Origin of the sequence: Pseudovibrio sp. WM33 (assembly GCF_001623165.1) — a bacterium.
Classification (GTDB): Bacteria; Pseudomonadota; Alphaproteobacteria; order Rhizobiales; family Stappiaceae; genus Pseudovibrio.
In genome coordinates, this window is the sequence record NZ_LMCK01000090.1 from 392,710 (window position 1) to 406,390 (window position 13,681).

Genomic DNA, 13,681 nt, shown 5'->3' on the forward strand with positions numbered 1-13,681 from the left:
GTTGATGCCCTTGTCAACGTGGTTCAGCCCATGGCCGACGTGATTTCGAGCACGACTAAAGGGTAATACAGGTTGTTCTGAGTAAAGAACGTTGCCCCAACTCACCATTGACCATGCAAAAACGGCAGGATCATGAATTGGCTTAAACCCGACATGTCATGCTTTGGTTGCGCCACCCTTACTCTGGATGAGTGTGGACGACCCCCGTTAACATTTGAAATATGATCCAAAAGTCGGACCTTACCTCTAGGAATCTGAATATCTTTATTGGCCTGAGTTCTGCATGGAATCAAGAGAAAAGCCAAAAAACAGTGTTACCTCCCACAGTTCCTGCCCTTTTTAGAACTGATTTTTCGAAAGATAAGACAAAGAGATAAACAGCGTTTCGGACAATTGTCCGGTTTGGACCGCTCAATAATGAGCATCAGGAGATTAGCAAAACTCGTATTACGTAGCGGAGCCGAAAGTTGTTTCTTGATGCTGCGACACTTTGTCGAGTTTTGCGTGAGGCAAATGTTCCGCTGAATGGAAAACCCGAATTTGTTATCTTAAATTTCCGAGTGAAGACTTTTAGTTAGCAGGCCGGTTCTCTGATATATTTAGAGAGCGAATTTGTCGCGCAGATTTATCTTTGGACAATTGTGAGTATGTTTTGACTGCAGTATCAATGCGTACGTAGCGGCACTTATTTTTGTGCCTATCTACTGGGGCTACCTGATAATGAATGTCAGATTGGGGAAATGGGCCACAATGCTAGGATGAATTTCCGTCAGGTCAGTGCCAATAGATTGTGCAGCAATTGAGGCAGCTGTTTTATATTCCCATTGAAATTCAGTTCATCCCCCAGAACCTGTAAAGGTTGCTGAAAAGAGGTCGTGAACGGTTGACCCGTGTGCTCAGTTCTGGCAGCAAGACAACAAGGTTAATGGTGTTTCGCACGAACGTAAGGTGGATTTCATATGTCAGATGCCGGTGGTGTAGCAGCAGATCAACTGCGTGCATTTATTGAACGTATTGAACGTCTTGAAGAAGAGAAAAAAGTTATCGCGGACGACATCAAGGATGTTTATGCGGAATCTAAGGGTAACGGTTTCTAATCACCCCATCAATCTGTTGTATGAGTGAAATGTCAACACCTTATATGAGACACGCTGTTTTATAAACCGATTTTGAGATTCCAGAACACAGTTTGTAAGCATTCTGTTTTGTGGAATTGCAAAGCGCGAGAAAGGATAAGTATATGAGTGATGGAGTAGCTGCAGATCAGCTCCGAGCCTTCGTTGAACGCATTGAGCGGCTCGAAGAAGAGAAGAAAGTCATCTCTGATGATGTGAAGGACGTATACGCAGAAGCCAAAGGAAATGGCTTTGACGTCAAGGTACTTCGCCGCATCATTAGCCTCCGTAAAAAGAAGCCTCATGAGCGTGAGGAAGAAGAGGCTGTACTGGATCTTTACATGCACGCGCTCGGTATGGCTGGTCCGGTTGAAGTTGACGCTTAATTTGCCAACTCATTTGGCTTCAGCTCTTCATGGGCTATCAGAATGGGGGCTCCGCTTGTTAGCGTGGCTCCTATTTTTTTGGAAACACTTTCGTGGCTTCTTAAACTTGCGAATTGGTGTGGCTGAAACTCGTTGGCCAGATTTTGAGAGGGGCATGCACTGCAGCTCTGACTATCCAAGCGATGCTGTCGTTTTGTGCTAGAAAGGGGCTACGCCTGCTCGCTCATTCCCGCTCCAAACGGACTGGCAAGACGTTGCAGTGCGTCAAGCTCTTTCTTTGTCAGTAGCCTCTTTGTTGTTTGCCCCTGCTGCAGGCTAGTTCCATCGAACTTTAGGTTAAAGTGTTGGGTTAGTGTTTCGTTATCCGTGAGTTTTTCATATATTGTGCCCAGTAATATTCTGTCGGCAGCTGTGATGCCTAAGTTAGCAGATGATGCTAGATTGGTTTGATAAGGCGTTTTGGAAACGTTTAGTATCTCGTCGATAGAAAGTGCTGGAATTTTACGTAGGCCTGACACTAATGCGTTGTACTGGCTTTCTGCCCTTTTCCGATGTTCCATCAGATTTCGGACATATTGGCGGACCTCAATGCTATTGATCTCACGAAGTACCATTTCGAGTTCCTCGGAGATTCGGCGCGGCTTGGGTCGTGTTGTCTTCGAACGTTCGTTTTCGCGGGCTTCTACATATGGTTTCAGACTACTGGCGCCATTTTTCCGTTCAATCGTCGTCCGCTGAGGACCGGGCCATCCCATTGCTCGAACATACTTTTGAACGTTGGTGGCATTTATCTTCAATTCTACTGACTTTTTGGTACATGTACTTTCTTCAATAATGCGTTTGGCCTCGCCGCTTTCAATCGCATCGCAGGCTACTTTCAGGCGCCCAAGTGTCTCGATCCGAACATCCGGTCGCTTGTAATTCTCCGCATCATGGAGGAGGTTTTGGAAGCAGACAGCACTTGGCTTTTCCTCAGTCATTAAACACCTCCAAGTCTGCTTGTCTCTGGGTAAGGCTTGGTAGCAAACTCGGCGGTAGCTTCTCGTCTCCTTTGAGTAACCTATCGATAAAGTCGGCACCTTCAGGTGTCTTGTTTTCTAACTCGTTGATCATGTCGCCGAGCGCATCAAAGGCCTTCTCTCGTTCTTTTTTGTCGAGCCTCACTAAGTATGTCTCAGCATTGTTGTTTGCTACTATATCGAAGAGCATCGAATCCCGACGCTCTTTTAGTCCAGTTGGGACATCCATGCTGGAACCTAGAATGATTTTTGAGTTTTGGCAGATAGTGTGCAGCATCGATAGATGATGTTTTTCGGTAAGTGAAAAGCCGATACTGACATGTTCAATAGGTAGCGTACTGCTTCCCTCGCAAGATTCTTTGGTTTTTGTAATGCACTCCTGTATTGTCGTCACCTCAGCGGCCCAGTCAGCCCATAACTCGTCTCGGAATGAGATCTCCTGATTGACGCGCGTTTCAAGAATTGTTGTTGGCATATCAGCGTCTTCGTGTTCCAGAATCTCCTTGTTCAAGTTGCGCTCTTTTTCAGCACTGGCAGAAATTTCCGATATCAAAATATTGGCATTCATTGTCAGGCCAGCCAAGAATGCTGGTCCTGTTAAGCGGAAGCGGCAACGGGAACACGCTTTATCTCGATGAACAGGTGTGAATACCCGCCCCTTGCGTTCCCCACCTTGATTGCAATTGCCACCAGGGCAGATCCCGTGAGCGAAGACACTGAAGCTGGAAGGAACGTTCTGCAGCCGACCATATTTTGCCAGATTTTCTGATATTAGTTCATTTAAATCTCTACTGGCCTGAGCTCCAGCTTCGCTCGATTTTGGTGTAATAGCGCCGCCTAAGAGTTGAGAAATTTTCTCATCGATCTCTTCTTCACTCGTAGCGTTAGCAATGGCGTTTGCTGCTGCATGGCGTCGACCTTCCAGTGCAGTTGCTATAGCTTGGTGTGTTTTGGCATTGTCAATGGCTTCGTAGTACAACGTCATGACTGGGCTCTTATGGCCGACAAGAAGCTGAACAATTGTTGGTGGAACGCCCTGTTCAAGAAGTGAGGTGACAACGGAGACACGGATAGAGTGAATGTCCCAGACGGGTTATCGTTCACATCGAAAAACGGATAAAATGATGTATTCTCGCCGTAAATCTTCTTGCGTTTCGTATGAACAATCGGTTCGCAATGCTTGAGCAATCTGTGCCAATATCTGCTCAGTTTGTCCGTGGAGATTGGTGCTTTATCAGAGTTTCGTGGGCTAGGGTCTCGAAAAAGCGGATAGATCTTTGCCGTTACAGTAGCCTCGGAGAACTTATTTTTGTCCTTGCGGTCAATGGCTTGTGTCGGCTCACTGGTCGGATTGAACTCTTCCTGAAGCATTCGGATATAATCTAGTCGCTTCGCTAGGGCTTCTGGCAGATACGGTATCTCATGGAGGTCTGTTGTCTTGTTCTTTAGCATCAAGAGAGAAAGCACCTTTTTATCCAGCCCGACTTGCATGATCTGCAAAGCGCCGTTTCGCTCTTTGCTGTCTGGGTTTACAGGGTTTTCAACGTACTCCACCCTGTCAATATCAACGGTTTTCCCGTCCCCTTGCCCGGAATCCAACCACCTTGCAGACGAGCTGCGCATGCCAAGATGAAGGATGCAATCGATGATGGCGGCTTGTAGTGGGTATTGAGCAGTTTTGATTTCGCCGCCTACTCTTGTCTTGTGCTCTATGTTGTTGCCAGATCTGTCGCTTAGTAGGCACTTCCGAATGAACGCATAGGGTTCACTATCTTTAGTCTCTCTGACGTTTTCTTCAATCAAGGTCTCAACGATTAGATCTGGAATGCTACGGCGGTGTGTGCGGCCTCTTTTTTCCGGATTCTTCCAGTCCATTTTGTTCTGAAAAGGACATACTCTTCCGGTTTGATTTTCTCTTTCCCAAAGCAACCAGAGCTTCTCTAGAGGAGCCAAAGCCTTAGGGTTTATGCTATTTTTTTCTAGGTGAGACTTAAGTGTGAAGACAGAACTGTCATTACTATGGATGTGCTTTGAACGTTCAACGTCATACCAACTGTGCGGAGCGTCAGGTCCCATGAGCCAAACGTATCTCAGCCAATGATGTGCTGCAGCTAAATAATTTGCAAATCTGACGGCTGGTATTTGGGAAATCAACTTTTCGAGTTCGAAAATCCACTGTTCGATATATGAGGGGAAGTGGTTGGGAAAGGGACGCTTGGTGTGCCTTTCAAAAGTTGATACCTGTGCTTTTAATAGGTTTCGGGCTTCAGTATATGGCATTCGGTACATTATGAATGGATCAGCTGATTGTGCTCTTGCGCCGGCTCGCACACTTAAGTGTGCTTCAATTTCGTCGCGTTCTCGATCATCTATCTCATAGTGATTGATGCATCCTCTTATGTAAGGGACGATGTTGTGACGGGGTAGCCAACCAGCAATGCATGCGCGCACCAGATCAAGGCCTTCGAAATCAAAAATTTCGACAGTTCCATAGTTTGAGCAAGCGAAGATGAGATAGATTTCTTTAATCTGGATATCTCTCGCACTCTCAGCCTTGTAATGCATGCCTATGGAGTGCATTACGCCGCGTAGTTCACGGTGTTTTTCCTTAGGTAGGAAAACACTTGCCATTTGCCCCGTAAATCTCGGAATTCTGGTGAACGCCCATACGGTGTTGATCGAGCCTTCAAATACTTTTGCAGGTAGTTTCCATAAAGTTTGTGCACCATAGATAAGGAGGTACATCCACGCCTTTGCTATTGAGGAGAGACCTCGTTCTTTTCCAGAACGTCTTACCGCAGCAGGTGGCAGGACTTTTGTGTCTAAGTTTGATAGCTCTTTCAGTAGAAGTTCAATTCCTCCATTCGAAAGCATCTTGAGTCTACCTCGAAGCCCTTCAAAATCAATTTCCAGAAGCCTGACTGATTTGGATGTTAGTGGCACTTTGGCGTCGACTATTATATCCTGCATCATCGCGCGGAACTCTCTAAAGGAAAGCCCATTGATTATTTGATTGGCTGTAGTGCCGTGACGGTCTTCTCTCAAGCGCTTTGGATATTTCTTTTTTCCTTGTGATGTGAACAGGGGCCATTTGCCCGTTTTTATCAAATAGTTTCTATAAGGCCCGTCTAATCCTCTGAGGTATAGATAATTGAATGTGTTTGTCTGTCCAGATCTGGAAGGTGTTCCGATTCGTCCCGTTAGTTCGTCTGAGATGGTTCCCTGATCGTTTCTTGAGCCCAATCTATTAATGGGGTCTTTCAGCACCTCGCTTAGCGGTGTTGACAACGTATCCACGATCCCTGAGCGGATGATTTTTTCAACTTCATCAAGTTTTTCCAGTAGGTGCGAAGCCGACAGGTCACTCCTAAGCACCGCAACCTCATCTGCTGAGTTGTTGAAGAAAAAACGCTCATCACTGGTTGCAACTATTTCTGTACAATCTTTCAATAGTTTGAAATGCATAGTATCTAGTCCTGAAACAGTGTATTTTGCGTCTTCTGGGTCATTGCTTCGTGAAGTTGTCGCACATTTTTGCCGTACTCATCCTGGGAATGAATTGAAGCATCTCCCCGGATTACCTGGATTTGCTGAGGGGGAAGGCCAAGGACATCAGCAGCATACCATTTTGCGAAATGTCTGAAACCGTGAAGATTTCGGCCATTGGTACCAGGCACAAGCCCAATTCTGAGATATGCATCTCCCAAAGCTTTTGCTGCCCGCTTGTATTTAACTGGCTCTCCGAAGTTTTCGTCTCGTGCGCCTGTGTTTACGAATAAGTAAGGGTGCTTTCTGGATGTTCTGTTATGCAAATGAAACTTCTGAAGTTCTGCTATGCAACCCTCAAAAAGCTGTGCTGCTTCGGGATTTAGCCAAAATGTATCTGTTACTTTTGCTGCCCCGATGAGCGTCTTGGTTTTCCATCCAATTCTATTGTTGTCTCTGTCAGCAAGCATGGTCCGTGGTAAGCGATTATAATGTGCTCTCAGATATTGCTCTCGTGTAACTCCACGCGTAGTTGTTCCGTTGGTGTATGTGCTCTCAGATGGATGGGCGAGCAAAAAGAGTATCTGGTCATTCGCACCTGTCGGTCCAAAGAACTTGGCACGTTCGTTTGCTGGCAGAACGTCACATTGCCAAGCGTGCAAGACTTCACTGATGCGATGGGATCCAAACGCCAAAGCAATCCAGATGGCTTTAAAAGTAACATTGCGCTCACTCAAAATCAGAGCGGTCACTTCATCCAATGTCGGAAAGGGGCGGAATGCGGCTCTTGTTGTTGCCGATCGCACCCATTGAGGTAATGTGAACCCATCTTCTCGGATTTCGGCCCAAAACCGCCGAGACTTTCCCAGATGAGCGAAAAAGTCTTTTTGTGCCATTTGGGAATACGTTTCGAGGTGCTTCTTTTTTGTACTAGAAAATGAGAGTTTAGCGTTGTCAAAGAGTTTGGCGCTGCCATCACCATTAAATGAGGATTCCATGTAGCTGAAGAATTCTGTGATGTACTTGAACTCGTTTCGTGCGTGTTCTTTTTGAACGGGGCTCCAGCGCAAATCGGCTAATGGATGGTCTTCGCTGAGTTCGAATGTGCCATTTATTCTGAAATCCACGTAAGCGAGCACAACATTTGTTTGTTCATCAATTGAAAGCTGCTCATTACCGACGAAAAGATTCCAGAAATTAAGAAATCGAGCAATCGTATCTGCTCTTGCTCTGAGAGAGCGGCCCTTCAGGCCCAGACTATAATCTTGCACATAACTGAGCGCTTCTGTGAAAATTCCTTGCTCTGCAATGATGATCACGGGAAGAAAAGAAACACCATGAACTCCAGAAACGGGGATATCAATCACGGTGGCAATTGGATGAGTTGCATGCGTCATGAGATCCTCTCAATGTAGAGAGGATCAGCTTATAACTTTCATTATCACGTGTAGATGCAAAAAACTTGTTAGGCAATTTCCTGTTGTGGTGCGACAGGTCAATCAGCTCGCCGCGAATTTATCTTGATTTTCGATAGGATAGGTCTGAGACTTCCGTCTTCAGACGAAAAAGAATGTTTAAAAGCGCACTGGAGGCGCACAATTGAAGAAAGATAACTTCAGTTTGCGCTCTTTCGGTTTTCTTTCAGCTCTAGAGTCGCAGTTCAGTGAGGCGGCTGCTTGACCTATTACACTTTAATGGTAGGCGCCATTCATAAGAAAAAATCACCTTTTCATAGTTTGAAGTAGCAATTATGTGCTTGAAAAGCGTCCGTCTTTCTTACTGTTAAGGTGCAAAGAAAAACTTCTTGCGACTCTAGAAAACAATTGGGCGAGATTAATTGATAATATCTATAAATCAAATGGATAGATAATAACGTAGCTAGAATACTACGACTTGGCATCAAAAAAGTGATTTTAGAATAATGCTATCACTAGTTAAATATCGTGAATTGCCTAAGGGGGCATATTGCTACAGATCTCCCTGTAAAATATCTCAGTTAGTTCATGCGTGTAATATGTATAAATAATAGATCATTTCGCATAGATTATTTCCATCTAGAATGATTGGCGTAAAAGATGAAACAAGAACAGGCAAATTGGGATGATCTGAAAACTCAAACCTTCGCTTCGGCACTTGGACAAGCGGTTTGGTTGATGACTGTAAGTAAAGAGCATCGTAATCAAAAAATACAAATAATTGAAGAGGTTGTCACGCCGGCTATCTTGTTTCAGCAGTTCAAACTCTATTTCAAAAGAAAACAACCGATTGCATTTCTAAGTTGGGCCGCAGTTTCTGACGAAGTTAAAGTGAGATTTGAATCTGGAGACCGGCAACTGAGCGCACAAGATTGGCGATCTGGAAAGAACATCATTGTCATCGAGTGTGTTTCACCATTTACAGAGAAGTCTGCGATTGTAAATCAGTTTTTAAGTAGATTGTAACATTAAGAAAGTTCGATGTGTTTACTGGCTGTTTCTGAATTAAGTTGTATATAAATGAATTTGTCTTTCAGATTGTTGCGATTTATACTTTATTTTTGCATGATTTCTAATCATGCGGTATCTCAAACACCAGCCCAGCAAGCTGAAATTATGAAATCAGTAGATCTGAGTGATCGTGATTCAAGGTTTGGTCTGAGGATTATTTGGGATCAGAATGAGTTGATCCCTAATTGCATAAAAAACTACGCTGAACTTAATACTAGCAGTAAGTGTGATGATACTATTTCTCAGTTATTTACGGAGACATTGAAAAACGCTCCAATAACTAAGAAGTTTGAAATTAATCTAAACTTTTTATCAAGATCATTATCTAATGTATTGAAAGCTTCTACATATATTAGCGATGTATTTACTTTGCATAATAGATGTACGGGTGTTGAGATTAAAGAATTATCAGAATGGGTCTCAGCTAATGCGGAAATTCACCGTGATGACGTACTTACCATAACTTATCTCTCCCAAGAAGATCCGTGGGTATTTTGTTTTCATCAAGATGGTCGTTTTTGGGATCTTGATCTTCAAGATGGTAAAGAGCCAATTCTGGAGCATAGAGAATTTTGGATTTGGAGAGGTGGGAAGGTTAAAGGCACGGTGTCATGCTCAACGCCTTTGTTTGCTTTTAGAAGGCGCAGTCAAGGGGCTAAGGTTTTTCCCCATTGCGGGGTCACATTGTACTTTGGGCAAGACAATTTTCAAATGACAATAGGCTCTTTTCCTGCTGCAAACTTAAGGACCGTGCTCCAGAGGTTGAAGCCTATGACACAGATTTTCTGGCAGCGTACGGATGCGTCAGTGAGAAATTATAATTTTGAGCGTTCTTTGTTTTATCCACCTGTTCGGTTTACCTCGGAAGTGAAAGCAGTGTTAGAGCAGGTTGAAAGGGAGGTTAAATGACGCAGTCTATTGATCAAGCAACTATAGATAGCGCTATCAAGTTGCACAGTCAAAAGCGTTATGCCGATGCATATAAACTGTTAGCGCTTGCTGGTGATAACTATGCAGCCGCCGCTTACAGGATATTGGACCACGAAAATGATATATATACGCCAACGGTTCAAGCTCTATGGGAGAGAGTTGCGCCTGGTAGTGTCGCAAAAGATTGGTACAATGTTGCTGCTGCTCATCAACTGAACTATTTGAACTACTTGCTTGTAAATGATGGCGATTTACCTAGTACTTTGATTATTGAAGAATCGTACAAAAATGCTTTGCAAGATTATGGTTATCCAGCCCACATGGCTATTGACATAGTCATCAATACCGCGACGCAAGGAAGCTGGCTTCCTGATTGGTATGATGTGTTGGGTTTAGATGCTGATCGAATTTCCGAAGAGTATATTAGGCTAGATTTGCACGGGGCAAAAGCGGCATACGCTCTTCTCGGTTTTGGCGGGCTAGGGGCCTTTAATGGTGGATGGGAGTCAATCGGAGGCGAATTACTCGATCTAATGGGGCTTTCTGCCTATAAAAACGCGACGTATTATCGTGTTGCTCAAGTCATTGATGATTTATTTTCTGAAAATCCCAACGCAACTTACACTGAAATTGAGACAGTTTTAGTGGAATTGATCAGTTCAGATCCAACGATCGCAGACGATGCATATCATTTGCTTAAATCTATTACGGAGAATGTACCTCTTGAGCTTCGTCTGGGTTTTGAAAATGGGCATAACCTTGCGGAGATGTTGCGGAACGTTCTAGAAGCTGGGAATGGTAGTTGTTTTCTTTCATCCGTACCAGTTTTACTGGCTGATGGGAGTGAAAAGCCAATTGAGCAAATTGAGATTGGTGATGAAGTTCAATCTTATGATAAGGCAAGTCGACTTTCTTTAAGTCGTGTTTCTAAGACATTTCGTAATCAATCTCGTTACATTTTAGATGTCTTCGGATTAATGATTACTCCGGGTCATGTAACGTTCTGCGGTGATGGTAAGTTCGCAGGTCGCCATGTTCCAATCATTGATATTTTGCGCAGCGATGGGGCTTTTTTGAAAGCTGACGGCTCTATGATCCGTGCTGCAACTGGATGTGAGGTCGCTGGTGACGGAGATAAATGGGTCTGGACAGTAACTGGTCAACGACGGGCTGATGGTCTGATAGAGGTTAAAAGTAAAAAGAAAATACGAGCTGGCTCACGTTTTATTCTTGATGATAGTCGCGACATCTGTGTTCTTGACTTGATTAAAGCTGCTAATGGTGAGCTGACTGAGGACGGCTATATCGTTGTCTCGGGTTCTGATAGTAAGCAACCGTTTCATTGGATCTTCGACGGTGCGCTGCCGGAGCCAGAAGACTATATCTTACAACGTTCTCAAGTAACATTAGCTGAGATTTTTGCTGCTGCTGACTGGGAAGCCTCACCAGGTCTAGTTCCTCTAGGCGAATCTCATCCTCGGAGGAAGATTGTGACGCGCACGGCTGATCAGATTGCTAAAGGCAAGCCGAACATCCCATTCAGCTTGCTAAGTAACTCTCGCTAAGATTTAACACCGTTTTATTTTTATCACGTGTTTTTTTGAGCACTTACACAACTTCTGGTAGTTATATGTCGAATATCACCAATTCTGAGTATGTAGTCGCCTCTGCTTTTGATAGCGCATCAGCTTTAAATGACCTGACAAATTCCATTGTGCCTGAGCTGGTTGGAAGAAGCGGGTTAGAACTGGAGGAGTTTCTTTCCCCTGACGGAAGCGCTTATCAAACATATAATTTCGAGGTTGAAGAAACTCACACTTACATTGCTGGTGGTATTCGAGTTCACAATAAATCAATCCTTTCGTTCTTAAAGCCGCATGAGTTTGCTCTAATCACCGATATTCGGGATGTAAATGGCGACAAGGTGCCGGATTACGTAGTTCTTCAGACGCCTGATAAGACCACGGAGATTCAAAAATTTCTTTCTGGCGATACCGCGATAACTGAAGTGACAACCTCAGATGGGAAGGGAAACATCATTTTCTTCCGAGAGGTCCGAGATCAAGATGGTAATGTTATTGCTTTTGAAAAGCCTCGCTATCTAACCGGGCAGTTCGCAGGTGAAGCTGTCGGACATGCACTTACGCCGTTCTTAACTCAAGCAATCCTTGGAGAAGACGCAAATCCATTTGAGACAATTGTTACTGATACAATTTTGGATACTGTTTTAGGGAATGTAGGCGAAGTTGTCGGCGCATTGGTTCATCGTGCTTACATTGATTATGGTGAGTTTTCTCTTGGTGAGCATCTCGAGACAATCACCAACGGTGTATTTGAGGACTTTGGTGGGGAACTGATCGTCAATGGTGTCGACAATGTTGTCGGTCTAGTCAATCAGCTCGTGATGGCTGAGATATTCGAGTTCATCGATGTTGAAGGTGTTCCAGGGGCTATTTTTGAGGCGGTTGTTGGGGCTGGAATCAACAATGTTTTGACATATGGGGTCGACTGGCTCGTTGATAGCGATGCCGTAAAAGCCCTGTTTGGCACCAATGTAAGTCTTTATGAGCAAGTAAACGAAGGCATTAAAGTTGCCTCACTTCCGCAAGAATTCACTGGAGTCGGCGGCTGGGCCAGTCTCATTCTTGGCGCTGTTGTCAACGAGATCCTACCAGATCTGGAGACGATTGAAGGAACTATAGCTTCAGCTGTCACGAGCGCTCTTCTTTCTGCGACAAACGCATTAGTGATGTTTGGCTCGTTTGCTGGACCTATCGGCGCTGTTATAGCGTGGGCGGTTGGTTTCTTAGTTGATATTCTTTTTGATGAGGACCCACAAGCGTGGACGTCAGTCGGATTTAACGCGGAGACTGGGCGTTTTGAGTTAACTGGTACTTGGTCCAAAGATGATGGCGATACAGAACTTTCTGAAGCATTGGCACAAGCTTATGTAGATGGAATGAACGGTTTTATTGATACTGTCATGTCTCAATCTCATAACTACGGTGAGTTGGCTCAGTGGTCATTCGGCCATTTTGAGGAAGAGTTAAAGAACGCCGGTAAGAATGGGCGTTCATTCTCTGAGTTTCAGGATGCTTACTTGGATGCTTATGTTCGTGACTTAGCCAAGGTTCAGCTAGCAGACGGACAAATGACCGCTGTAAGGGCACTTGTCAATCTGGATGTCAGCTCCATGATTGGAGAGAAGAGCCCACTTGAAATCTACAAGATAATTGCATCTACTTTACAAGTTGCGTCTGACTACCACACATACTTGGAAAATACTGAAGCGATAAACGCTATCATGGCTGCAACGCCGGATTCCTCTTTTGCAGCAGGTTGGTATGCGACGATAGCAGAAGCAAAACGCCTTGGATTGACAGATTCTTACAATCTTATTGGTGATGAGCTCGATAATGAATTTTACACTGGTGAAAGTGATGACACAGTAGCGGGTGGTATCGGGAACGACCTGATTAAGACTTACCTTGGAAACGATTTGCTTCAAGGCGAGGCTGGAGATGATGAACTCCATGGTGGTGCAGGTGAGGATACGCTGGAAGGCGGCCTTGATAATGATACTTTGGAAGGAGGGCAGGGGGCTGACCATATTGATGGCGGTGAAGGTGTCGACTGGTTATCGTTCGATAATGCTGGTGCAGGAGTTGCTGCAAACCTTTTTGAGAAGCAAGGGATCAGCGGTGAGGCTGAGGGCGATGTCTATCTAAATATCGAAAATATGCGTGGTTCGAAGCATGCTGATGAACTAACCGGAGACATGGCGTCAAATGTCATGGAAGGCGGAGCCGGTGACGACAAGCTTCTCGGGCATGGTGGTGATGATATCTTGAAAGGACAAGATGGTAATGATGTCCTTCATGGTGATCTGATTACAGATACCTCTGTCGGCGGAAATGATAGACTGTATGGCGAGGATGGTGACGATGTGCTCCACGGAGGTGGTGGCTTTGATAAATTCTTCGGTGGGACAGGGCATGATAGAGCAGCTTATCAGTATTCAACGCTTGGTGTTATCGCTTCTCTGTTGACAGACGAAGCTAAGATTAGCGGTGGCCTAGAGCAGTTTGTTGATATTGAAGGCTTAATAGGGTCGGCGCATACTGATCTTTTAAAAGGTGACAAAGCCTCTAACTCTCTCGAAGGTTTAGGTGGTGATGATGTCTTGGAAGGTGGCGAAGGCGGTGATACTTATCGCTATCGCCTCGGTGATGGTAATGACGTTATATATGATCATGACT

General features: G+C 44.6%; 9 protein-coding genes and 1 pseudogene. 6 read left to right on the top strand and 4 right to left on the bottom strand.

Annotated features, from left to right (window positions below):
* Positions 1–959: 959 nt before the first annotated feature.
* Both PsWM33_RS26865 and PsWM33_RS17125 read left to right on the top strand, forming a co-directional pair.
* Positions 960–1,094: pseudogene (locus PsWM33_RS26865) on the top strand (GapR family DNA-binding domain-containing protein); the annotation flags it as partial.
* Positions 1,095–1,240: 146 nt separating this feature from the next.
* A complete protein-coding gene (locus PsWM33_RS17125) occupies positions 1,241–1,501 on the top strand; it encodes a DUF2312 domain-containing protein (RefSeq protein ID WP_063301007.1) in 261 nt (86 codons plus the stop codon).
* 209 nt (positions 1,502–1,710) lie between these two features.
* Here PsWM33_RS17125 and PsWM33_RS17130 read toward each other — a convergent pair whose 3' ends face one another.
* The 4 genes from PsWM33_RS17130 to PsWM33_RS17145 are packed head-to-tail and all read right to left on the bottom strand — an operon-like array spanning position 1,711 to position 7,403.
* Positions 1,711–2,481, bottom strand: a complete 771-nt coding sequence (locus tag PsWM33_RS17130) for a hypothetical protein (RefSeq protein WP_063301008.1) — start codon at positions 2,479–2,481, stop codon at positions 1,711–1,713.
* Positions 2,474–3,505 (bottom strand): hypothetical protein, encoded by a 1,032-nt coding sequence (locus PsWM33_RS17135; protein WP_063301009.1) that lies wholly within the window; start codon positions 3,503–3,505, stop codon positions 2,474–2,476. Before PsWM33_RS17135 ends, PsWM33_RS17130 begins: the two co-directional genes overlap by 8 nt.
* Complete coding sequence (locus tag PsWM33_RS17140; RefSeq protein ID WP_063301010.1) at positions 3,502–5,985, bottom strand: VPA1269 family protein; 2,484 nt, start codon at positions 5,983–5,985, stop codon at positions 3,502–3,504. Before PsWM33_RS17140 ends, PsWM33_RS17135 begins: the two co-directional genes overlap by 4 nt.
* A 5-nt stretch (positions 5,986–5,990) precedes the next feature.
* Positions 5,991–7,403, bottom strand: coding sequence for a hypothetical protein (locus tag PsWM33_RS17145; protein WP_063301011.1), 1,413 nt, complete (start codon positions 7,401–7,403; stop codon positions 5,991–5,993).
* Positions 7,404–8,081: 678 nt separating this feature from the next.
* Here PsWM33_RS17145 and PsWM33_RS17150 point away from each other — a divergent pair.
* From PsWM33_RS17150 to PsWM33_RS17165, 4 genes are all read left to right on the top strand, one after another.
* On the top strand, positions 8,082–8,447 hold the full coding sequence (locus PsWM33_RS17150) for a toxin-activating lysine-acyltransferase (RefSeq protein ID WP_063301012.1): 366 nt from the start codon (positions 8,082–8,084) through the stop codon (positions 8,445–8,447).
* A 54-nt stretch (positions 8,448–8,501) separates the two neighbouring features.
* Positions 8,502–9,401, top strand: coding sequence for a hypothetical protein (locus tag PsWM33_RS17155; protein WP_153039961.1), 900 nt, complete (start codon positions 8,502–8,504; stop codon positions 9,399–9,401).
* Positions 9,398–10,987, top strand: a complete 1,590-nt coding sequence (locus PsWM33_RS17160) for a hypothetical protein (RefSeq protein ID WP_063301014.1) — start codon at positions 9,398–9,400, stop codon at positions 10,985–10,987. The genes PsWM33_RS17155 and PsWM33_RS17160 overlap by 4 nt, the downstream gene beginning before the upstream one ends.
* Positions 10,988–11,052: 65 nt before the next feature.
* The coding region (locus tag PsWM33_RS17165) for a calcium-binding protein (RefSeq protein WP_275078561.1) at positions 11,053–13,681 on the top strand (2,629 nt) is incomplete at its 3' end.